This is a genomic window from Phytohabitans sp. LZ39, assembly GCF_059359075.1.
This window is the reverse complement of sequence record NZ_JCADBM010000027.1, coordinates 32,358-55,257: the sequence shown is the minus strand read 5'-3', so window position 1 is coordinate 55,257 and position 22,900 is coordinate 32,358. Positions and strand designations below refer to the sequence as shown.

General features: G+C 72.0%; 16 protein-coding genes. 7 read left to right on the top strand and 9 right to left on the bottom strand.

The window, feature by feature from the left end; genetic code table 11:
* Positions 1–70: 70 nt before the first annotated feature.
* From AC5L36_RS38015 to AC5L36_RS38005, 3 genes are read right to left on the bottom strand one after another with little or no spacing between them, the layout of a single operon-like run.
* Entirely contained in the window at positions 71–1,300 is a 1,230-nt protein-coding gene (locus tag AC5L36_RS38015) for a winged helix DNA-binding domain-containing protein (RefSeq protein WP_441223499.1), read from the bottom strand.
* Positions 1,297–4,611 (bottom strand): ATP-dependent helicase, encoded by a 3,315-nt coding sequence (locus AC5L36_RS38010; RefSeq protein ID WP_441223498.1) that lies wholly within the window; start codon positions 4,609–4,611, stop codon positions 1,297–1,299. The genes AC5L36_RS38015 and AC5L36_RS38010 overlap by 4 nt, the downstream gene beginning before the upstream one ends.
* A complete protein-coding gene (locus AC5L36_RS38005) occupies positions 4,608–7,859 on the bottom strand; it encodes an ATP-dependent helicase (RefSeq protein ID WP_441223609.1) in 3,252 nt (1,083 codons plus the stop codon). Before AC5L36_RS38005 ends, AC5L36_RS38010 begins: the two co-directional genes overlap by 4 nt.
* A gap of 264 nt (positions 7,860–8,123) precedes the next feature.
* On the opposite strand from AC5L36_RS38005, the gene AC5L36_RS38000 reads away from it, so the two are divergent.
* The 5 genes from AC5L36_RS38000 to AC5L36_RS37980 are packed head-to-tail and all read left to right on the top strand — an operon-like array spanning position 8,124 to position 10,532.
* Positions 8,124–8,537 (top strand): hypothetical protein, encoded by a 414-nt coding sequence (locus AC5L36_RS38000; protein ID WP_441223497.1) that lies wholly within the window; start codon positions 8,124–8,126, stop codon positions 8,535–8,537.
* A 6-nt stretch (positions 8,538–8,543) separates the two neighbouring features.
* A complete protein-coding gene (locus AC5L36_RS37995; protein ID WP_441223496.1) occupies positions 8,544–8,690 on the top strand; it encodes a hypothetical protein in 147 nt (48 codons plus the stop codon).
* Positions 8,691–8,724: 34 nt separating this feature from the next.
* Positions 8,725–9,081, top strand: coding sequence for a hypothetical protein (locus AC5L36_RS37990; RefSeq protein WP_441223495.1), 357 nt, complete (start codon positions 8,725–8,727; stop codon positions 9,079–9,081).
* 31 nt (positions 9,082–9,112) lie between these two features.
* The gene (locus tag AC5L36_RS37985) at positions 9,113–9,397 is read left to right on the top strand and encodes a hypothetical protein (protein WP_441223494.1); all 285 of its coding nucleotides are present in this window, start codon (positions 9,113–9,115) and stop codon (positions 9,395–9,397) included.
* Positions 9,384–10,532, top strand: a complete 1,149-nt coding sequence (locus AC5L36_RS37980) for an ATP-binding protein (RefSeq protein ID WP_441223493.1) — start codon at positions 9,384–9,386, stop codon at positions 10,530–10,532. The genes AC5L36_RS37985 and AC5L36_RS37980 overlap by 14 nt, the downstream gene beginning before the upstream one ends.
* 61 nt (positions 10,533–10,593) lie before the next feature.
* On the opposite strand, the gene AC5L36_RS37975 is transcribed toward AC5L36_RS37980, so the two are convergent.
* Together AC5L36_RS37975 and AC5L36_RS37970 are read right to left on the bottom strand one after the other, a co-directional pair.
* Positions 10,594–11,139: an LOG family protein gene (locus tag AC5L36_RS37975; RefSeq protein ID WP_441223492.1), complete on the bottom strand. Its 546-nt coding sequence runs from the start codon at positions 11,137–11,139 to the stop codon at positions 10,594–10,596.
* Between the two features lies 1 nt (position 11,140).
* Positions 11,141–11,953 (bottom strand): LOG family protein, encoded by an 813-nt coding sequence (locus AC5L36_RS37970; RefSeq protein WP_441223491.1) that lies wholly within the window; start codon positions 11,951–11,953, stop codon positions 11,141–11,143.
* A gap of 113 nt (positions 11,954–12,066) precedes the next feature.
* Here AC5L36_RS37970 and AC5L36_RS37965 point away from each other — a divergent pair, with 113 nt between their 5' ends.
* Positions 12,067–12,207 carry a hypothetical protein gene (locus AC5L36_RS37965; protein ID WP_441223490.1) on the top strand — a complete coding sequence of 47 codons (141 nt, stop codon included), beginning with the start codon at positions 12,067–12,069 and terminating at the stop codon, positions 12,205–12,207.
* Here AC5L36_RS37965 and dapE read toward each other — a convergent pair.
* The gene (gene dapE, locus AC5L36_RS37960; RefSeq protein ID WP_441223489.1) at positions 12,204–13,271 is read right to left on the bottom strand and encodes a succinyl-diaminopimelate desuccinylase; all 1,068 of its coding nucleotides are present in this window, start codon (positions 13,269–13,271) and stop codon (positions 12,204–12,206) included. The genes AC5L36_RS37965 and dapE overlap by 4 nt on opposite strands.
* Positions 13,272–13,294: 23 nt before the next feature.
* Between dapE and dapD the strand changes: the two genes are divergently transcribed.
* Entirely contained in the window at positions 13,295–14,224 is a 930-nt protein-coding gene (gene dapD / locus AC5L36_RS37955) for a 2,3,4,5-tetrahydropyridine-2,6-dicarboxylate N-succinyltransferase (RefSeq protein WP_441223488.1), read from the top strand.
* Positions 14,225–15,072: 848 nt separating this feature from the next.
* Here the strand turns inward: dapD and AC5L36_RS37950 are convergent.
* The 3 genes from AC5L36_RS37950 to dapC all read right to left on the bottom strand — a co-directional run bounded on the left by AC5L36_RS37950 (position 15,073) and on the right by dapC (position 22,899).
* Positions 15,073–18,408, bottom strand: coding sequence for a S8 family serine peptidase (locus AC5L36_RS37950; protein ID WP_441223487.1), 3,336 nt, complete (start codon positions 18,406–18,408; stop codon positions 15,073–15,075).
* 123 nt (positions 18,409–18,531) lie between these two features.
* On the bottom strand, positions 18,532–21,621 hold the full coding sequence (locus AC5L36_RS37945; RefSeq protein WP_441223486.1) for a putative bifunctional diguanylate cyclase/phosphodiesterase: 3,090 nt from the start codon (positions 21,619–21,621) through the stop codon (positions 18,532–18,534).
* 177 nt (positions 21,622–21,798) lie between these two features.
* The gene (gene dapC / locus AC5L36_RS37940) at positions 21,799–22,899 is read right to left on the bottom strand and encodes a succinyldiaminopimelate transaminase (RefSeq protein WP_441223485.1); all 1,101 of its coding nucleotides are present in this window, start codon (positions 22,897–22,899) and stop codon (positions 21,799–21,801) included.
* Between the last annotated feature and the right edge of the window lies 1 nt (position 22,900).

Genomic DNA, 22,900 nt, shown 5'->3' with positions numbered 1-22,900 from the left:
TGTCAGAGGGTCGCCCTATGATTCGAACATGCGTACGAAAGACGGGGACCACGACTGGAACCGACGGACCTCAGGCGACCAGCTCACGCTCCAGTGGGGTGCGAAAGCGGGGCGTGACCCGCACGCTTCCGATCCACTCGGTGAGGCGGCCCGCGCTCGCCTCCACCGCGACGGTCACATCGCGACCGACGTCTTCGAGCAGGCGGAAGACGACCTCGCCGCTCGACCGTTGCGCCCACCCGCCCACGATGCGGCCGTCCCACCACACGGTCGGGCCCACGTTGCCCGACCTGTCGAAGAGGGCGGGCCCGTGCCCACCGAGATACCACGAGCGCTCCTGCCAGCCCATCGGCGTCGGGTCGAGCGCGGGCAGGAGCGACACCGCGGGCTCGGCAGCCGCGGCCGGCTCGGCGTCGTCGGGCAGCACCAGACCGGTGGTGCCGCCAAGGTCGACCTCCGCCGGCTGGATGGCGGCGAGCGCCTGCTTGACCTGGCCGGCGGTCCAGCCGGTCCACCACTTGATGTCGGCGGCGGTGCCCGGGCCGTAGGCGGCGAGCCACCGGCGCACCAGCTCGGCGCGGGCCTCCTCGACGGGCACCTCGGCCATCCCGCCGGGCAGCCACACCTCGATCGGCGACCAGCGATACTGGCTGCTGACCCACGAGCCCCGCGGCCGGCCGCGCACGATCCGGCCCTCGGCGGCGAGCAGAAAGAGCACCCAGGTCGTGATGTTGACCTTGCCCTCGTAGGCCTTGCCCCGCGCCATCAGCACCTGGGTGCGCAGGCGAGGCTCGTCGGCCGACAGCTCCGCGCCGGTCGCCTCGCCGCGCGCCGCCAGCGCCCGCACCGCGCCCTCCTCCACCTCCTTGAGCCAGGCGCCGTCGCCCACGCCGGCGTCCGTGATGATCTGTGTGTACCTGCGGCGTTGCGCCGCCGCGACCGCGTTGGTGGTCGACGCCTGGATGATCGGCGCCAGCTCCACCGGCACGACAAACATCGTGCGCCGCATGCCGAGCATCCGCACGAGCGAGCGCTCCTCGTAGAGCGCGTGCTCGATGTCGGCGACGCTCGACGGCGTCCTGCCGGTGGGCGCTCGCTTCGCCGCGCTGCTCGGGTCGGATGTCGCCAGCGCCGGGGCGGTGCGTGCGTGCAGGGAGAGAAACACCGACGCGGGGTCGGTCGAGTGGAGCGCGACGACACCGCGGGCCGCCTCGGCCGGGTCGGCGGCCGCCGCGCCGGGCGCGAGGTGATGCCGTAAGGCCAGCCGCGCCCGCCGCTCCACGACACCGATCTTTCTCACGACGCCTCCCCCATCGGCACGGAGGTGAGCAGCGCGGCCAGCCCGGACGCGTCAAGCAGATCCGCGGGGCGCACCGTCACGCCCTCGCGCACGTAGTGAAAGGCGGCCCGCACATGCTCGACCGGCACCCCGGCAAGCTCGGCCCACGCCAGGCGATACGCGGCAAGCTGCACAGCCGCCGCCTGAGCCTCCACACCGGACGGTTGGCGGCCGGTCTTCCAGTCGACCACGTCGTAACGCCCGCCCGGCTCGGCGAAGACCGCGTCCATCCGCCCGCGCACGACCACGCCGGCGATAACGGTAGCGAATGGGGCTTCGACCTCGATCGGTGTCCGGTCGGCCCACTCGCTCGCTAAAAACTGCTCTTGCAGCTCGGCCAGCGCCTCGTCCGGCGCCGCGTCCTCGTCGGCGGCGCCGGGCAGCTCGTCGACGTCGAGCAGGCGGGTCGCGCCGAAGCGTTGCTCCAGCCACAGGTGGAAGGCGGTGCCCCGGCGGGAGTACGGGTCGGGACGCGAGGGCATCGGCCGGCGCAGCTGCCGGGCCAGCCCTTGCGGATCACGGCGCAGGGTCACCAGCTGCGAGACCGAAAGGTGGCCCGGCAGCGTGATCGCGGTGGGCTCGTCGCGCCGGGCCAGCCGGTCGCGCTCGGCCAGGAGCATGTCGACCTCGTGGGCCCACCCCGCGGCCTGGGCGTCGAGATCCGGCTCGGGCTCGGCGCCCGCCTGCCCTCCTGGCCGCCGCCCGTGGCCTCCCGGCTCCCGCTCTTCGACGATGGCCGTCATCAGCTGCCGCACCGTCGCCGCCGCCTCGGTCATCGCCGGACGCCGTGGGCCGAGCGGATCGGAGGGCCACTCCGCCGCGGCCACCACCTCGGACGTCGGGTTGGCCGCGTCGGGCGCCGGCTCCGGCTCCCACGCCACCACCGCCCCGCTGCCCACCAGGCACTGGTCGCGGATCTCGGTGAGGAAGACCGACGGGCCGCGCGGCTTCTTCACGCCCTCGCCCCACCAGTAGCCCGAGCAGAGCAGCAGCCGCCGCGGTCGGGTGACCGCCACGTACGCCAGGCGCCGCTCCTCGCGCTCGTCGTGCGCCGCCCACTCGTCGTTGAAGGCCTCGACCGCCGCCGCCACCGCACGCTGGTCGTCGGTCTCCTCCAGCGCCAGCCGGGGCAGGCCGCCGGCGTCGCCGCGCAGCGGAAACGGGAGCACGCCGAGCCCTTTGAGGTAGTGGTCGGAGGCGCGCACCGGCCCCGGCCACACGCCCTTGGTCAGGCCGGCGACCGACACCACATCCCACTCCAGGCCCTTGGCCGCGTGCGCGGTGAGGATCTGCACCGCGCCCTCGACCACGTCGACCTCGCCCGGCGACAGCCCGCGCTCTTCGTCTTCGGCCGCGGCGAGAAACGCGAGGAAGCCGCCGAGCGTGCCGCCCTCGGTGTCGCGGGCAAACCGGGCCGCCACGTCACCGAGCGCGTCGAGGTGGCCACGGGCCAGGCCGGCGTCGGCGCCCGCACGCACGGCCACCTCGACGTCGAGGCCGGTGGTGCGCTCCACGTCGGCGATCAGGTCGGGCAGCGGCTGGTCGAGCCGGTGGCGGAGCAGGGCCACCTCCCGGCCGTACGCGCGGAGCCGGGCGTACCCCTCGGCGGAGTACGACTGCGGCGGGCCGAGGTCGGCCAGCGCCTCGACGAGGCTCGACTCGTCGAGGCGGTCGGGCACGATCTCCGGCTCCTCGGGCACCGGCGCCAGGCCCCGGCGGGCGGCCGCGATCGCGCGCGAGCGGCGATAGAGGGCGACGAGGTCGCGCGGCCCGATCCGCCAGCGTGCTCCGGTGAGCAGCCGCAGCAGCGATGCGCCGTCGGTGGGATCGGCGAGCACCCGCAGCGTGCACACCACGTCGCGCACCTCGGCGGTGTCGAGCAGCCCGCCGAGGCCGACCACCTCGACCGGCACGCCGCGCGCCCGCAGCGCCGCCTCGATCGCGGGAATCTGGCTGCGCAGGCGCACGAGCACCGCGCTCGTCGGCCGCTCCTCGACCGGGATCTGCTCGGGCAGCGCGTCGGGCAGGCCGGCGGCCGACCGCCACGCCTTGACCATGCTCTCGGCGATCCACTCGGCCTCGGCGTCGAACGACTCCAGCAGTGCACAGTGGACGGCCGCGCCACCGATCCGCGCGCCGACCCGGGCGGCCGCGGTCAGCTCCGCCACGCGGGCGCCGGCCGCGCGCAGCGGCGCGGAGAGGGCGTTGGCCACGCCCAGCACCTCGGGCCTATTGCGCCAGCTCGTGGTGAGCGACCGCTCCGCCCCGCCGAACTCGGTGGAAAACCGCTCCAGCGTGCCCGCGCTGGCCCCACGCCACCCGTAGATGGACTGGCACGGGTCACCGACCGCGGTCACCGGGTGCCCCTGTCCGAAGAGAGATCGCAGCAACACCACCTGCGCGTGGCTGGTGTCCTGGTACTCGTCGAGCAGCACCACCTTGTAGCGCTCGCGCTCGATGACGCCGACCTCCGGGTGGTCGCGGGCGACGAGCGCCGCGCGGGCCATCTGGTCGCCGAAGTCCATCGCCTCGAAGTCGTGCTTGCGCTGCTCGTACGCCCGGACGAGCGGCAGCAGCTTGAGCCGCACCTGCTGCCGGGCGAGCGCGTCGCGCACGGCGGCGGCCACTTTGCCCGGCCGCTCGTGCACCTCGGCGAAGAAGCGCCCGGTCCACCCGGCCAGCTCGTCGGTGGAGACGAGGTGCTCGGCCAGCTCGCTCGCCAGCTGGAGCACCGCGTCGGTCACAGTGGACGGTGCGAAGGGGACGTCGGACATGTCGCCGTTGTAGTTGCGCACCAACAGGTCGACGATCTGCCAGCGGGACGCCTCGGTGAGCAGCCGCGCCGACGGCTCGAACCCGGCACGGAGGCCGTGCTCCACGACGACACGTGCCGCGTACGAATGGTAGGTGGCCACCGTCGGCTCGCCGGCCAGCAGCTCTTCGCGGCCGAGCCGGCGCACGAGCTGACCGAGCCGGGTGCGCACGCGGTGGGCCAGCTCGCCGGCCGCCTTGCGGGTGAACGTGAGGCCGAGCACCTGCTCCGGACTCGCGTATCCGTTTGCCACCAGCCACAGCACGCGCGCGGCCATCGTCTCCGTCTTGCCCGAGCCGGCGCCGGCCACGACAAGCAACGGCTCGACCGGCGCGGAGATGATCGCGGCCTGCTCCGGGGTCGGCGGGTGCAGGCGCAGCATCGTGGCCAGCTCGTGCGGGGTGTATCGGGGGCCCGCGGCCGCGTGGGTCGTCACGGGAAACAGCTCGAGCGAGGTCATGGCTCGACCACCTGCCGGCCCTTGCCGGAGATCGGGCAGCTGGTGCGCACCGGGCAGACCCGGCACCGCGAGTTGGCCACCGCGTGGAACGTGGAGGCGGCCATCGTCTCGGCGGTGCGGCGCACCAGGGCGCCCGCCCAGCCCGGCTCCTCGCCCTCGCCGAGCGCGGCCTGTCCCTGCTCCTTGGCCTCCTTGGTGGTGGTGCCGAGCTGCACGAGCGCCGCGCCGCCGGTCTCGTCGCCGTGCTCCTCGAACGCGCCCGCCTCCACGGCGGCCTGGTAGGCCGCGAGCTGCGGGTGCTCGGCCAGCTCGGCCTCGGTCACCGACGCGGTCTTGCCGGTCTTGAGGTCGACGACCACGAGCCGCCCGCTCTCGTCGACCTCCAGCCGGTCGACCCGGCCGGTCAGGTCGATCGGGCGCAACGGGTCGGCGAGCCGCACCGCGAACTCCTGCTCGATCGCGAGCAGCCGCCGCGGATTGGTGGCCAGCCAGCGCAGCAGCTTGTCGACCATCGACTCGGCCCGCGCCCGCTCCGATCCGGCCAGCCACCGGGCGGCCAGCTCGATCGCGTCGAAGCGTCCGGTGATGTACTCGACCAGCCGCTCCCGGTCGACCGCCGCGTCTTCGGCGAGCATCGCCGCCGCGTGCACGAGGTTGCCCACGCCCTGCGCCGCGCTGGCGGGCCCACCGCCGCCGTGCCGCTCCAGCAGCCACCGCAGGCTGCACCGCAGCGCACTCTCCATCGTGGACGGTGTGACCTTTACCGGCTCGCCCTCGTCGACGAGCGGGCGGTCGTCGGAGAGCTCGCGCAGGCCCCACCAGTCGTGCGGGTGGGCGCCCGGCACCCCGGCGAGGGCCAGGCGAGCCAGCTCCTTCGCCGCCGCGGCCTTGCGCGCCGCCGAAGCGGACGGGTCGCTCACGGCGGTGCGCAACTCGGCCACCAAAGCCGGCAGGGTGAGTGCCCGGGGCAGCCGCCCGACCGGCAGCTCGATCGGCCCGGCGTCACCTTCGTCCACATGGGACTCGTCTCCCGGAAGCAGCTCCGCCAGGAACCGGCTGGGCTGCTCCTCGTGGTCGCTGCCACCGACCGCCGCCGAGGCCACGGCCGTCACCAGCAGCCGCCGCCGCGCCCGGGTGGCCGCCACGTAGAACAGCCGCCGCTCCTCGTCGAGCAGCGCCGAGGTCTGCCCGACCAGCGAGGCGGCGACGCCCGTGCCGTCGGCCCGGCCGGCCAGCACGTCGACGAGCCGCTCGGAGCCGAGGAGGCTGCCACGCAGGCGCAGGTCGGGCCAGATCCCCTCCTGCACACCGGCGACGACCACGACGTCCCACTCCAGACCCTTGGCCGCGTGCGCGGTGAGCAGGCGCACCGCCTGGCCGCGGTCGGCGCTCGGCGCGATCGTGTCGGCCGGCAGCTGCTGGCCGAAGACGTGGTCGAGGAAGACCTCGGTGCGCGCGCCGGGCAGCCGGTCGACGAAGCGCGCGGCGGTGTCGAAGAGCGCCACGATCGCGTCGAGGTCGCGGTCGGCCGCGACGCCGCGCCACTGGAGGCCGCGCTCCTCGCCCGGGTCGCCGACCGGGCCGCTGCGGGCGGTCAACCCATACCACCGCTCGGCCATGCCACTGGCCCGCCAGACCGCCCACAGCACGTCTTCGACCGTCGCCGCCGGCGCGGCCGCCGCGTCGCGGGCGGTGGCCAGCAGGGCCGCGATGGCCTTGGCCGGCCTGGCCCACCGCCGGTCGACGGCGGCCAGCTCGGCCGGCTCGCGCAGCGCGTCGACAAGCAGCTCGCCCGACGGACGCGGGTCGTCGGCGGCCAGCGCGAGCGCCCGCAGCCCTTGCCGCAGCCGCCGCTCGCCGAGCGGGTCGATGCCGCCGAGGGGCGAGTGCAGCAGCGCGACGGCCGCCTCCTCGTCGAGCCGCTCCGGCTCCAGCGCGCACCGCAGGAGCAGCAGGAACGGCGCCACCGCCGGCTGAAGGTGTAGCGGCAGGTCTTCGGCCTGGGTCACGGTCGGCACGCCGGCCGCGTGGAGGGCCCGCTGGAGCGGCGCGAGCTGGAGGTGGGTGGAGCGGACCAGCACCGCCATCCGCGACCACGGCACCCCGTCGAGCAGGTGGGCCTGGCGGAGCGCGTGTGCCACGTATCCGGACTCGCTGGTGCCCGACCGGAAGGTCCGCACCTCGACGGCGGCCGCGATGTCGGTGGCCGGGGTCTGCCGCCGGTGGCCCGCCGGCCCGCGGAGCCGGCGGGCGAGGCGCCCGGTCGTCGCGAGCAGCTCGCCGCCCGTGCGGTAGTTGGTGTGCAGGGTGACGGTCGGCGCCACCGCACCGGACGACGTGCGAAAGCGGTGGGTGAACGTGGTCACGCCGGCCGGGTCGGCGCCGCGGAAGGCGAACGTGGACGAGTCGGGGTCGGCGAAGGCGACCAGCGGCTTGCCCCCACCGGCCACAAGGGACAGCAGGTCGACCTGGGCCGGGTCGGTGTCGGCGAGCTCGTCGACGTACACGTACGCCAAGCGCGAGCGCTCGGCCTCCAGCAGCTCGGGGTCGTCGGCGAACATCCCGGCCGCGGCGCGGATCAGCTCGGCGGGGTCGTAGCCGACCGAACCGCGGGTGGTGGCGTCGCGGAGGGCCAGCACCGCCACGTACTCGCGGAGGAACTCCGCGGCGGCCGGCCAGTCGGGGCGCGCGAGCCGCTCGCCCAGCTCGGCCAGGTGGGCCGGGGTGACGCCGCGCTCGGCGGCGCGCTGGAGCAGGTCGCGCAGCTGCTGGGCGAACGCCCGCGTGGGCAGCGCCGGCCGCAACCCGGGTGGCCACTTTTCCTCCGCCTCGGCGAGCAGCTCGCGGATGACGAGGTCTTGCTCCGGACCGGTGAGCAGCCGGGGCGGCGGCTCGCCGCGGTCGGCGGCGGCGCGGCGGAGCAGGCCGAACGCGTACGCGTGGAAGGTGCGCACGAGTGGCTCGTGGACGACCCGTCCGTCTCCGCCGGCGATCCGGGCCTCGATCCGCTCGCGCAGGGCGGTGGCCGAGCGGCGGCCGAACGTCAGGACCAGGATGCGCTCGGGGTCGGTGCCCTCGTCGACCCGCGCCGCGACCGCCTCGACGAGCGTGCCGGTCTTGCCCGTGCCGGGCCCGCCGACCACCAGCAGCGGGCCGTCGGTGTGCCCGACGACGTGCCCCTGCAACGGATCATCGAGCCGCGCCGGCACGGCCTCCGCCGGCCGGCGGACCAACCGGTACGCCTGCACGACGCCCATCGAACCACGGCCGTACGACAGCGCCCCACTCGCCACAGCCCCACCTCCCGCTGCCGGACCGCCAGAGTCGAAAGTACTGGCGCGATTCCGCTATTCGGGTGCTTTTAAAATTGCGCCACCACTTTCGTGTCGCGCCGTGGGTCGGCTATGCGACTCACGATTGCGATCATCGCCGGTAAACCTCGACGCTGTCGCGTGGGGAGGCTTCGATCTTTGGCGGAATCCCCCTCGACTGCTCAGCACGGAGGCCATTTCATGGTCGATGACCCCGACCGCGAAGCCAGTAAGACACAAACTTCTCAAGCACCTCCACACAGCGACGGAGAAGCCGAGGCCAGGCTCCTCTCCGCTATTTTGCCCTGGCTCGAACAGCTCGTGCCCGATCCGAGTCCGAGTCGCAAGCCCCCCACCGTGCCATTACTTACGTTTGCCGATGTCGTCACCTATTTCACCACCCAACATCCGGGCGACCCCGCGATCCAGGCCGGCGCCCTGCTGCGCCGGCCGCACCCCGCCGGGCAGCTCGTATTCCAGATCTTCCTCGATGCGCGAAACCAGATGCATCTCGACTCGCGAGGACGCCCGTACGGCCGGCTGATGGTCGCGCGGAGCCTCGACAACGAGCTCGCCGAAAAGTTCGCGGACGTTGACCTCGTCATCTTCAGGTAGGACGACATGACAGCCTTGAAAATCCTGATCGGCACCGTGACCGGGCTCGGCCTGGCCATCGCTCTCCTGTGGGTGGTCGGCCGGCTGCGGTCACGCCGGAGCCAGGAGATTTCGCAGGAGGCGCTGCGTTCGTGGTTCAAGCGGCGGACGTGACACCCGGCCCCAGGTCAGTCGAGAGGAAAGCACCGTGGATCCGATCACCATCTCCCTCGCCATCGCCTTTTTCGGCGCACTCGCCGTCGCGATCGTGGCAATCAGCGTCAAGCGAATCTTCCAATGGTTTCGCGCACGCGGAAAGATCAAAGAGGAAAACGCCAACGTCATCGCCTTCACTCTCGCCGAGCGGATCAAAGGTAAGCAGTACGTGGAAGTGCCCGGCGTATTCGACAACAAACCGACCAATACCCGAATCGTCCAGGGCTTTTACGACCTGAACACCGAAACGATCGTGGACGCCCGCGCGATGGCGAGCTCGTCGCCGCCGGAGGACGAGGCAATCGTGACCCAGCACGACCAGGGCGAAGGTCTGGTCATCTACCGCTGAATAAATTCGGCTCCGAAGGTAGGGCGGCATCGTGGACCCGTTCACCCTCATCGCGCTCGGCATCGCCGCTCTCGTGACCGCGGCGGTTGTCTCGTGGGCGGTGATCGAAAACTGGATCAACTCCAACAAGGTTTCCGGAGGGACGGCTCGAATCGTCCGGGAACGGATCGCTTCAGGTAAGTACCGGGTGGTGGCCGGCGTCTTCGACCAGTCCAATCAACTGCGCGCGCACAACGTGTGGGAGGTGGATCAGCTGGACGCCGATCTCGACCGTCGGCTGACCCAAGGTGGGGGCGAAATAGTTGTCTACACGTAGGAACGGACTGCCGCCGGTGTACTTCGAAAGCAGCATGCCCGGCGTACCGAACGAGGAGGTCGTCCTGCTCCGCACCCGCATCCTCGGATTCATCCAGGACCTCTCGCGGAAGTACCGGATGGGCCCGTTCCACCTTCGCGTCGGCTCGGCGGCCCCGCAGGCGATCCCCGCGGCTGGAGGCGTCGGCGGCGCCGTCGAGCCGGCGGCGCCGCGGCGAGACAGTGACCGCCCCACGTTCACCGCGATCGAGCCGCTGCACACCCTCGACCTGCTGGCATTGCCCGACGCGACCCGGGAGCGCCTGCTCGACTGCATCTCCTTCGTAGAGCTCGTGCCGCTCGTCTTCGGCGACTGGGGGCTGCGCGCGATCGAGCCGCACCCGTCGATCGCGGTCAACTTCCGCGGCCCGCCCGGCACCGGCAAGACGCTCGCCGCGCACGCCGCCGCCCACCACCTGAAGAAGAAGATCATGCTGTGCCGCCTGTCCGACCTGGAGAGCAAGTTTCACGGACAGGGCCCCAAAAACCTCGTCACGCTCTTCGAGTCGGCGCGGGAGCAGGATGCCGTCCTGTTCATCGACGAGGCCGAGTCGCTGCTCTCCCGGCGCTTCGCGCATCCGGACCAAGCGGCCGAGAGCGCGATCAACTCCATGCGGACGGAGCTGCTCATGGCGCTCGACTCGTTCGACGGTCTGGTGATCTTCGCGAGCAACCTGCCGCACAGCTACGACGTGGCCGTGGAGTCGCGCCTGCTGCACGTCGACTTCGCCCTGCCCGATCAGGCCGCCCGCACGTCGATCTGGCGCTCGCACATGCCGGCCGGCCTCCCCATCGCCGACGACGTCTCGGTCGATCGGCTGGCGGAGATCGACGGGGTCAGCGGGCGCGACATCAAGCTCGCGGTCATCTCCGCGGCGATCGGTGCGGCCCGGCGCGGCGCGGCGCGGATCACCGGCGAGATGCTCCGGGACGCCATCCACCGGCAGCGCCGGCAGGTGGAGCCGGCCGCGGCGCCCGTCACGAGCAGTCCGGCCGACCCCGCCAGCCGGCAACGGATCATCGAGGCGGTGCACCGGTACGAGCCGCGCACCGCCGAGCCCTCGGCCCGGGCTGACCCGTTGCCCGAGCCGGCCTGAGCCCGCGACTCCAGCCGCGCCTCGACGGCATCCAACGCCGCGTGGACGAAACCTGAACCCGCTACTCCAGCCGGGCCTCGATAGCGTCCAGGGCGGCGGGGACGGAGTCGGCGACGATCAGCAGGTCGAGCGCGTCCTCGCGGGCGAACGAGGTCTGCGCCAGGCCGCGCAGCCACGCCACGAGCCCGGTGTAGAAGCCGTCCTGGTCGACGATCGCGACCGGCTTGCGGTGGATGCCGAGCATCGCGGTGGTCCAGACCTCGAAGAGCTCGTCGAGCGTGCCGAGTCCACCGGGGAGAGTGAGAAACGCGTCCGACTTTTCGATCATCAGCGCCTTGCGGCTGAGCATGTCTTCGGTGATCAGGAGCTCGTCCGCGGCCGTGTCCGCGATCTCGCGGTCGACAAGCGCCTGCGGGATCACTCCGAGGGTGTACGCACCGCCGGCCCGGGCCCCGTCGGCCACGGCACCCATCATGCCGACGCAGCCGCCGCCGGAGACGAGCGTGTGGCCGCGCCGGGCGATCTCCCGGCCGGTGTTGTCGGCGAGATCGAGCCAACGCTGCTCAAGTTGCCGGGAAGAGGCGCAGAAGACGCAGATCGCCGCCACGTCAGGACCCCGCCTCTTGCTGCGCGGTCGCCGCTTCCTTGAGGGCCTCCTGCTCCGCGGCCAGCGCGGCGTCGGCGTCGACGATGTACCGCACGGCCTCTTCGACGTCGTCGGTCACGCACATCAGGTCGAGGTCGGCCGGGCTGATCTTGCTCTCCGCGGCCATCGTGCCGCGCAGCCACTCCAGCAGTCCGCTCCAGTACGCCGAGCCCATCAGCACCACGGGAAAGCGGGTGACCTTCCCGGTCTGCACAAGTGTGAGCGCCTCGAACAGCTCGTCCAGCGTGCCGAAGCCGCCTGGCAGCACGACGAAGGCCTGCGCGTACTTCACGAACATCGTCTTGCGGGCGAAGAAGTAGCGGAAGTCGATGCCCACGTCGACCCACTCGTTGATGCCCTGCTCGAACGGAAGCTCGATGCCCAGACCCACGGAGAGCCCGCCCGCCTCGTTGGCGCCCCGGTTGGTCGCCTCCATCACGCCCGGCCCGCCGCCGGTGATGACCGCGTACCCGGCGCGGGCCAGGGCGGCACCCAGCCGTTGGGCCAGCTCGCACTCCGGGCTGTCCGGCTTGCTCCGCGCCGAGCCGAAGACGCTCACCGCGGGTGGGAGGTCGGCGAGCGTGTCGAAGCCCTCCACGAACTCGGACAGGATCCGTAGCGCCCGCCACGCGTCCTTCGTTTTCCATTCGGCACGCTGGCGCGAGTCGAGAAGGCGCTCGTCGGCAGTACTCCCCGGAATCGCCTCACGACGCAAAGTCACAGCTCCTCGGTGACGCTCCGGGCCAGGAATGCGGCCACGGTTTATGTGGTTCATGGAATCAACCGTAGTGGTCTCTGACTCGTACTAACTGATGCAACCAAACCCGCGCGGCGGGCGTCTTACTAACACATACTGGGTATCCACGGAACGGGGGAGGGAACACCGTGATGACCCGCAATGAGCTGATCCGGCTTCGCCGGCAGATGCAGCGACGGATCCGAGACGTCGTCGAGGAGCGCCGCCTGATGGCCAACCAGCGCGCCACGGGCGCGTCCGAGAGCGAGACCTCGCAGGTCAAGGCCGCCTAGCTCAGCCAGCGGTGCAGCGTGGCGGCACCGTCGCGGATCTTGCCGATCTCGACGTGCTCGTCAGGCGCGTGCGCCAGGTTGGGGTCACCGGGGCCGAAGTTGAGCGCCGGTATCCCCAGCGCGGCAAACCGCGCCACGTCGGTCCAGCCCAGCTTCGCCACCGGCGCCTCGCCGACGCTGGCCAGAAACTCCCGCGCGGGGGGCGCGGAGAGCCCGGGCAGCGCGCCACTCGCCGAATCGATCACCTCGACCTCGAACCCGTCGAAGACCTCGCGCACGTGCGCGTGCGCCTCGGCCTCGCTCCGGTCCGGCGCGAACCGGTAGTTGACCTCGACCTCGCACAGGTCGGGCACGACGTTGCCGGCCACGCCGCCGCGGACGCGCACGGCGTTGAGCCCTTCCCGGTAGGTGCAGCCGTCGATCGGCACGGTCCGCGGCTCGTAGGCATCCAGGCGGCGCAGCACCTCGCCGGCCGCGTGGATCGCGTTGATCCCCCGCCAGGAGCGGGCCGAGTGCGCGCGGCGGCCCTTCGTGCGGACGATCGCCCGCATCGTGCCCTGGCAGCCGGCCTCGACCACGCCGTAGGTCGGCTCGAGCAGCAGCGCGAAGTCGGCCGACAGCCACTCCGGGTGCGCGTTGGCGACGAGATAGAGCCCGTTGTACTGGGAGTCGACCTCTTCGGCCTCGTAGAAGAAGTACGTCACGTCGAACCTCGGCTCGGGCACGCTCACCGCCAGGTGCAGCGCGAACGCCACGCCCGCCTTCATGTCCGAGGTGCCGCAGCCGTAGATGAGGTCGCCCTGGATGGTCGCCGGGAAGTTGTCGTTGATCGGGACGGTGTCGAGGTGGCCGGCGAGCACCACCCGCTGCGGCCGCCCGATGTCGGTCCGGGCCATCACCGTGTTGCCGAACCGCCGCACCGAAAGGTGGGGTGCCGCCCGCAGCACCTCCTCCACGCAGTCGGCGATCTCCTTCTCGTGGAGGGAGACGGACTCGATGTCGACCAGCGCGCGGGTGAGCGCGACCGGGTCGGCCATGACGTCGGGGGTCAGCGGGTTCGCCATGCCAGGCACGGTACCTTTTCGTCATGCAGAGTTTGCCGGCCTGGGGCCTCGGACTTGCCACCGTTACGACCGATGACCAGGTGCTCGACGCTTGGTACCCCGCTGGCAAGCTCGGCCTCGGCATCGCGCCGGCCGACGAGACACCGGTCACGGTCGTCGGCGAGCGGTCGCTCCCGCTCCTGCGCACCGCGATCGTGCGCACGGAGATCGGCTCGCTCGAAGACCCGCCGAAGGACACCGCCGACGCGTACCTCCGGCTGCACCTGCTCTCCCACCGCCACGTGCGGCCCAACGAGATCAACCTGGACGGCATCTTCGGCGTGCTGCCCAACGTGGCCTGGACCTCCGCCGGCCCCTGCCCACCGGACTGGGTCGACGAGCTCCGCCTGATCGAGCGCTCGGCCGGCCGCCACCTGACGATCTACGGCATCGACAAGTTTCCCCGCATGATCGACTACGTCGTACCCTCCGGCGTGCGGATCGCCGACGCCGACCGGGTGCGCCTCGGTGCCCACCTCGCCGCCGGCACGACAGTCATGCACGAGGGCTTCGTCAACTTCAACGCCGGCACCCTCGGCAACTCGATGGTGGAGGGCCGGATCAGCGCCGGCGTCGTGGTCGGCGACGGCAGCGACGTGGGCGGCGGGTCGTCCATCATGGGCACCCTCTCCGGCGGCGGCAAGGAGCGCATCCGCATCGGCGAGCGCTGCCTCATCGGCGCCAACGCCGGCATCGGCATCTCGCTCGGCGACGACTGCGTCGTGGAGGCCGGCTGCTACGTGACCGCCGGCTCGAAGGTGACCCTGCCCACCGGCGAGATCGTCAAGGCGGCCACGCTCTCCGGCCAGTCTGGCCTGCTCTTCCTGCGCAACTCGGTCACCGGCGCCCTGGAGGCCCGGGCGCGCAAGGGCACCGGCATCGAGCTCAACGCGGCCCTGCACGCCAACGACTAGAGAGCTTTCGCGGCCAGGTTCGCGAGCCTGTCCACGACCGATCGCGGCCACATTCGAGGCAGAATTTTCCCAGGTCCGCGTCAGCGGCAGACCGTATGCTCCCGCGGGCACCGCTCCCGGCCGGCGGCTCGCGGGCGAGCCGAAACCCCCGGCCGTCCGCTGCCGGGTCCGCGCGACAAGCCCCAGATCCGTTCGCGGCAGCCGCAGGCCCCTACCGCCGGCATCCTGACGTAGCGTTACCAGCGTCGGCGGCCACACCAGCTGCGGCGGTTACTCGTGGTGACGGCGTGGCTGTCCGGTCCGTTGCCGTCGCTTTGGTAAGGGGCATTGTGGACAAACGAGACGTGCACGGCACCACCCGGGGTGTGCGTGACGGGTGAGGCTGCTCCCGCGGCCTCGCCCGTCCGCCGCTGGTCACGCTCACCCCGCCCGGCCGCGCCCGGCCGCGCAGAGCCCGGCCGGACGGTGTGCTCGTGGAGCCCTTTGCTCTGCTTCCCCATAGTGGGCACCCGCCCAAAGCCATGGCCCCGCCGACCGCCTCCTATAAGGGAGCAGAGCAAAAGGGCTCCACGAGCACCTCACCTACCCCCGGGCCACCGGACCTACCCCCCGGGCCACCGGCCCAGGGGACGGCGGGCGACCTGGACGCGCAGACGGACAGCGCGACCGCAAAAAAGGGGTCGGCGCGACCTACGGCGGACGGGTGAGGCCGCGGGAGCAACGGCCTGGACCACAGCGGACGTCGCGGTAGCTCAATGAAAATGCCACGAAGCCACGCCGCTGACGGTCTCTGGATTGGCCCGCGGGACGCTTCCCTCGGGCCCGGAGGCCCGAGGGAAGCGCTCAACTCACTTCAGCCGGTACGCGTGGATGACCGTGTGCGTCACGGTGTTGCCGCTCGCGTCGCGCGAGCTGGCCCGCAGCGAGACGAACTCGGAGCCGCTCGGGTGCCGCACCGAGGCCACCCATCCGCCGCCCTCGCGGCGCAGCTGCGCCTTGTGCCAGGTCTTGCCGTCGTCGTAGGACACGTCGACGGTCAGCGACCTGACCCCGCCACCGGGGGCGCCGGGCTGGCGCTGCACCGTGACCGGGATCTGGAACGGCCGGCCCGCCGGCGCGGCGTTGTCGGCGTCGAGCCGCGGCGCGAACCGCACCACCGACAGCGGCAGCTTGGCGAAGACGTCCTCGCCCGGCACGTGCGCCGACCGGAACGTCCACACGCCGCGCGTCTCGGTGTTCAGGTCACCGATGCCGCGTGTGCTGGCGACCTCCAGGCGGTAGCCGGCCCGTGCCGGCGGCACCTCGAACTCACCGCAGCCCGCGCAGTCCAGCTCGCCGACGAGCTCGCCGCCGCTGTACAGGGCGGTGCGGGCGGTGTCGGTGCGCGAGAATCCCGCGTGGCCGGCCCGGTCGCTGTAGAGCGGCAGGTCGACGACGATCAGGTCGCCGGTGCGGCTGGCCCACTGGTGCGGCCACCGCGGCGCGGGCAGCGCCGGGCCGAACGGTCCGGTGTGCCACACGTCCCGGTACACCTGGCCCGGCCGGTACGTGACCGGGGCCTGGAAGAGGACCTCCTGGATCTCCGGGAACTCGTCGGGGTCTTCGCTCGGCTTGCTGACGTCGAGCTCCGGCGCCCACCGGACGCCCTTGGTGTAGAAGTACTCCGTGCGGCGGCTCGGCAGGTCGGTGGGAAGGACGATCGCCGACGCGCCGTTGTCCGGCTCCAGCACCGGGAAGATCAGCCGCTCACCGGACAGGCCCTCGGCGGCGCCGCCGAACTCCTGCCGCACGGTCGCCAGGTCGCCCTTGCGCACGTGCTTGACGTATCCGCTGGGCATGCGCCCGGCGAAGCCCTCCGCGACGCCGTAGAAGAACGGGGAGTCGGCGAAGCCGGTCTCCGGTTCGCCCTTCGCCCACTGGCTCGCGATCGACGCAAAGAAACCCTGCCCCGGCGATCCGATGTGGAGCGTGTTGAGCTCCTTGAACGAGCTGGCCCACAGCGTGACGCCGTAGCCGAACTCGCCCTGGTCCTGGGTGAACGAGACGTCGACCAGCGCGGGCACCGCCGTACGCTCGGGCACCGTCGTACGGACCGGCTTGCCCTTGCGCGCGTCGAAGGTGACCGAGACGTCGCGCGTCACCTCGAACACCGGCTGCACCTGCACGGACGAGGCCGCCTCCACGTCCTCACCCCGTGAGGTGAAGATCGTGGCCGACAGGTTGTAGCGCCCCTTCGGCACGCGGGCGGTCGCCGTGCCGTCTTCGTCGCCCAGGTCGAGCCAGCTGAACTCGTCGAGCCCGAGCAGCGTGGCCGAGCCGAAGCCGGTCGGCTTGCCGTCGTGGTCGATGAGCGTCGCGGTCACGTTGTAGCTCTCCACCTCCTTGTGCACGCCCAGCGACGTGCGCACGACGGTGCTGCCGCCGGTGGCGACGAGCTGTCCGGAGTAGAGCCCGTCCGGCCCCTGCACCCGCGTGTCGGCGGTGACGGTCACCTGTGCCTGCCCGCCGGCCGGCACGGTCAGCGTGGTGGCGCTCGCCGTGAACAGACCGGCCGGAGCCGGCTCGCCCTCGGGACCGACGGCGGTGACGGCGAGGTCGAGCGTCACGTCGGCGGTGCCGCCGTTGCGGTAGGTGACGGTCTTGGCGACCGGCTCGTCGTCGTGGTGCGGCCAGATCGGCCGTCCATAGGAGACGCTGACCGGGTCGGTGGTCACCGCCTGGGTGATCGCCCGGCCCACGTCGACGCGGCCGGCACCCTGCTGGTACCCGGTGAGCGACGGGTTGGGCTTCGCCGACGCCGTGAGCGTGGCCTTGAGGCTGCCCGCCTTCCAGTCCGGGTGCTGCTGCGCCAAGAGCGCGGCCGCGCCGACGACGTGCGGGGTGGCCATCGAGGTGCCCGAGGCCCTTGTGTAGTGCTCGTCGACCGGCTCGTCCAGCAGCGTGCCGGCAGCCCGTGCGGCCACGATGCCGACGCCCGGTGCGGTGATGTCGGGCTTCATGCCCTCGTCGCCGAGCCGCGGCCCACGGCTGGAGAAGTCGGCCAGTTCCTCCGACTTGTCGACCGCGCCGACCGTGAGCGCCGCCTCCGCGCTGCCGGGCGACTCGATCGAGCCGTCGCCGTCGCCGCTGTTGCCGGCCGCGACCACGAAGAGCGTGCCGTGCTGTGCGGTCAGCGTGTTGATCGCTTCCTCGAGCGGGTCGATCTCCGGGGTGTCGCCACCGCCGATGCTGAAGTTGACGATCTTCGCACCCTTTTCGGCCGCGGCCCACTCCAGGCCGGCCAGCATCGCCGAGTCGCTACAGAAGTTGGTCTCGCAGACCTTGCCCGAGATCAGGTCGACGTCCGGCGCCACACCCTTGTACTTGCCGCCGGAGGCCGCGCCGCTGCCGGCGATGGTGGAGGCGACGTGGGTGCCGTGCCCGATGGTGTCGCCCGCTTCGGCCGCCTCGCTGAAGTTTCGCGAGTCGCTCACCTTGCCGGCGAGGTCGGGGTGGGCGGTGTCGACGCCGGTGTCCAGCACCGCGACGGTCACGCCCTCGCCCGTGTAGCCGGCCGCCCACGCCGCCGGCGCGCCGATCTGCGCCACGCTCTGGTCGAGCGAGATCTCGCGCTTGCCGTCGAGCCAGATCTTGTCGAAGCCCCGGCCAGCGGTCAACGTCGACCACAACTTCGGCGCACTGTCCTTTTTGGCCGCCACGGCCGCACCGTCCACAACCGACAGATGGCGGGTCACCGTGGCACCGGCGGCGGAGAGTGTGCCGGCGGCGGAACGCGCGCTCACCGCGCCGTAGCGCACGAGGAGCGGCAGCGTGTCACGCACGGCGTCGTGGTAGCCGGCGCGCACCAGCCCGCGCACGTCGAACAGGCGGCGGTCAAGCTTGCCGGAGCGGATGAGCGACGCGGCGTCGCTCGGGATCACGTAGAGCGAGTCGCGGTCGCGGTGCACCGTGAACCGCACCTTCGCACGGCCCTTGCCGGGCTGGACCGCGACGCCGTTGGCGACGGCCGACGCGAGCGTGATCCGGTCACCGGTAATCAGCGTCACGGTGACGCCCTTGCCCGACCGCGCGGCCACCCCGGCCGCGTCCGCGGCGCCCCGCGGCGCCGCCCACCCTGCCGGCGCCGCACCGAGCACGAGCCCGGTGGCGAGCGCGATGGCTAAGAACTTTCCTCGGAGTCGCAACGCAACCTCCTTCAGAGGCGTCTATATAGACGCCTGGCCCCGTTTCGATGGGGCCATCGTTGCATACCGAGTATGTATCTCGCAGCCCGGGAAAACCCCTAGAAAGTGTGAAGAGAAGCCTCGCTACGGGTTGGAGATCGCGGCGATCTCGGCGTCCGCGGTGTCGCATTCGAAGCGGAGCCAGCTCACCACCTCGTCCGGCGCGAGGGGCTGGGAGTAGAGGTAGCCCTGGCCGTACGGGCAGTGGATGACGCGGAGCAGGTCGCGGTCGGCCTCGGTCTCGATGCCCTCGGCCACGACCTCCAGGCTGAGCGTCTGCGCGAGCCGCACGATGCCGTCCACAATGGCCTGTTGCCGGGCGGAGGAGGCGACGGTGGCGGTGAAGGTCTTGTCGATCTTCAGCACGTCGATCGGCACCTGCTGTAGGTAGCTCAGCGACGAGAACCCGGTGCCGAAGTCGTCGATCGCGATCCGCACACCCATCTCGCGCAGCCCGGTGAGGTCGAGCCACACCTGCTCGTCGTCGCGGAGCAGCAGTCGCTCGGTGATCTCCAGCATCAGGCGCTCCGGCGGCAGGCCGGCGTCGGCCAGTGCCTTGCGGACCTTGTCGACGAAGCACGGCACCCGAAACTGGCGGGCCGAGACGTTGACGCTCACGTACGGCGTGCCGGGCCAGGTGGTCGCGGTCGCGATGGCCTGCTGGAGCACCCAGTCGCCGATCGGCTCGATCAGGCCGGTCTCCTCCGCCACGTCGATGAACTCGTCCGGCGAGACAAGGCCGAGAGTGGGGTGCCGCCACCGCACCAGCGCTTCGAAGCCGACCGTGGCGCCATCGGCGACGCCGACGATCGGCTGGTAGGCCACCGTGAAGTTGAGGTCGGCGACCGCCTGCTCCAGCGCCACCCGCATCTCGATCCGCTGGAGCACGGCTGTGTGCAGGGCCGCCTGGTAGCGCCGCCACCGGCCCTTGCCCGCGCCCTTGGCCAGCCGCAGCGCGAGGTCGGCTTGGCGCAGCAGCTCGTCCGCGTCGGACGCGTCGGCGGTGGTGGCGAGGCCGATGCTGGCCGAGCCGCTCACCGTCGCCTCACCAAGCCGGAACGGCTCGGCGAGCGCCGCCAGCAAGCCCGCGGCGATCTCCTCGGCGGCAGCCGCGTCGGCGACGCCCTCGATCACGGCCGCGAACTCGTCGCCACCGACCCTCGCGACGGTCTGTTGGTCGCTCAGGGCGGCCGCGATCCGCTCGCCCACCGCGGTCAACAGCTCGTCGCCCGCGGCGTGCCCCGAGGTGTCGTTGACCATCGTGAAGTCGTCGAGATCGACGAGGAGGACCGCGACACCGGTGCCGCCGGCGACCGCCTCGCGTACCCGGTCGTGGAAGAGCACCCTGTTGGGCAGGCCGGTCAGCGCGTCGTGCAGCGCCCGATGGCTCAGCTCGCGCTCCAGCCGGTCGCGCGTGGTCACATCGCGCATGGTGATCACCAGCCCGCGCACGGTGCGGTCGCGGCGCAGGTCACGGCAGCTCACCTCGACCTGCACCCGGCTCCCGCCCGGGTGTCGCAGGCTCCACTGTGTCCACTCGGTCGGCGGCGCCTGGCCGGAGCGGGCGAGATCCAGCGTCTGCTCCACGGCCGCGCGGTCGTCCGGGTGGATCACATCCCAGAGCATGGTGGAGTCGCCCGGCTCGACGCCGAGCACGGCGGAGGTGGACGGGCTGGCGTACCGGATTAAGTCGTCGTCGCCCACGATCAGGATCACGTCGGCGGTGCTCTGCACGAGCGTGCGGAAGTACGCCTCGCTGTGCCGCCTGTTGACCTCGTCGCTGAGCGAGATCCGTTCCAGCGCGAGCGCGGCCTGCCCGGCCAGCACCTCCAGCGCGTCACGCAGGCTGTCGAGGACGTCCGCGTCGGCGGACACGATGAGCGCGCCGAGGCGGGGCGCGCCACCGGCCGGTGAGTCGAGCACGAGCGGGCACATCACGGCGCTCTCGAAGCCACCCAACTGCTCGGCCAGGGCCGGGTGCAGCATCCGTACCCGCAGGACGCGGGTGCGGCGGGCGGCGGCCGCGCCCCGCGCGCCGTGCGGCACCACCGGCGGCACGACCGTGGGGCCCCAAATGCTCACCGCGGTGGCCGGCACGCCGTCGGCGTGGTGCATGGCGAAGACCAGCCGGTATCCGGTCTCCGGCGGGATCAGGCGGGCCACCGCGGCGCGCACCGCCCGGTTGACCTCGGCCGCGTCGGTCGCGGAGACGAGCGCCGCCATCGACTGGCGCATCCCCCGCTCGCGGCTGACCGCGTGCCGGTGCGCGAAGATCGAGTCGGTGAGCCGGATCAGCACGATCGTGAAGACCACTCCGGAGGTGATCGCGATCAGCGGTGCGTCGCGGATCTCACCGGCGACCGACTGGACCAGCAGCGCGGCAGGCGGCATCAGCGCGGCCGCGCCCAGCAACGCCAGCCAGAGCGACTTGACCTCGCCCCGCCGGGCGTCGACCGGCGCGGTCAGCCCGGTCATCGACGGGTGGAGTGCCGCCGCACCCCACGCGCTGTAGAAGACCCACCAGCCGATGTCGATCAGGCCACCGTTTTGGTAGGCACCGTCCAAACTGGTCAGACCGTAGAGGATGTCGGCGGTGAGTATGCCGGCCGAGCCGACCGCGAGCAGCACGACCGAGACGGTGCGCTGGTAGGTGGCGAACAGGCGCACCGTGATGGCGAAGACGATCAGGTTGCCCAGCGCGTACGCCGCCAGCGCCGACTTTTCGAAGGAGCTCACCGCCGGCGACCTGAGGTCGGGCCCGACGCCGAACACCCAGAGGGCCATCGCGCCGACGGTCGCGAACACGAGCAGGTCGAGCATCCTCGACCGATCGCGAATCGTCAGGCTCGCGCGGGTGAACCCGTAATAGCCGGCGACGATCAACGGAAAGACGCTCAGGTAGAGAATGTCGGCGAGAAGGGGCACCTGGTCCTGGTCGGCGGCGATATTGAAAACGAGGTCGCCGGCCCCGAAAAGGGCCATCCCACCGGCGAGAAACCACCACGGCAGCCGCCGCCGCGGCTGGTGTCGCACGGCGCCGGCCACTATCGCCCCGACGCTGCTGACCCCGATGGCGGCCCAGAAGTACAGGTGGAGGGAAGGAAGTGTGAACGCGCCAACGCCCAGGGCTGTCATCCACAGCCCGTAGTAGGTCATGACCCGTCGAGCCGACACGAGCCTCCCCTTCGCGGCCACCGGCGCGATGGACCTCCCCGACCGGTCCGTTGAACGTTGTACCAGTCGGTGAAGCGGTTCGCCATAGTCCGCGGACTATGCTTTTGCGCCGATCACGGACACATCCTCCCCGGACGAGGGGACGAGACCGTTACAGCCGGAAGACGCGAAAGTGACTCAGTTTTCCAGGCGCTCGGCCGCGGCCGCCACGCGCTCGTCCGTGGCGGTCAGCGCCACCCGCACGTGCCGCTCGCCCGCCGGGCCGTAGAAGGCGCCGGGGGCGACGAGGATGCCCCGCTCGGCGAACCAATCCACGGTGGACCATGAGTCGTCGCCCCGGGTCGCCCACAGGTAGAGCCCGGCGCCGGAGTGCTCGATCTCGAAGCCGGCCTTGACCAGCGCGGCACGCAGCACGTCTCGGCGGGCGGCGTAGGCGGCGCGCTGTGTCGCCGCGTGCTCGTCGTCGCCCAGCGCGGCCACCATGGCGGCCTGAACCGGAGCCGGGACGATCAAGCCGCCGTGCTTTCGGACGGCCAGCAGCTCGGACACGATCGCGGGGTCACCGGCCACGAAGCCCGCCCGGTAACCGGCGAGGTTGGACCGCTTGGAGAGCGAGTGCAGGGCCAGCACACCATCGAGCCGGCCGCCGCCGACCTCGGGCGACAGCACCGACACGGGCTCGTCTTCCCAGCCGAGCGTGAGGTAACACTCGTCGCTGGCCACCACCGCGCCCCGCTCGCGGGCCCAGTCGACGACCTTGCGCAGGTGGCCGGCGGGGACCACCTGGCCGGTCGGGTTGGACGGGGAGTTGACCCAGATCAGCTTGACCGGTGCGGGGCCGAGCGAGGTCAGCGAGTCGGTGCGTACCGGAGTGGCGCCGGCCAGGCGCACCCCCACCTCGTACGTCGGGTAGCACACCGTCGGGATGACCACCGTGTCACCCGGGCCGATGCCGAGCAGCGTCGGCAGCCAGGCCACCAGCTCCTTGGAACCGATGGTGGGCAGCACGCCAAGCCCCGCGACCGGTGTGGCACAGGTGCGGGCCACCCACTCGGCGATCGCGGCCCGCAGCGTGGGGGTGCCGGCGGTGGGCGGGTACCCAGGCGAGTCCGAAGCTGCGGCGAGCGCCTCCCGCACCAAGGGCGGCACCGGATCGACCGGGGTGCCCATCGACAGGTCGACGAGGCCGTCCGGGTGCTCGGCGGCGACCCGCTTGGCCGGCGCCAGCAGATCCCAGGGGAAGTCGGGCAGCCGCTCGGACAGGCGCCCCTCGGCCACG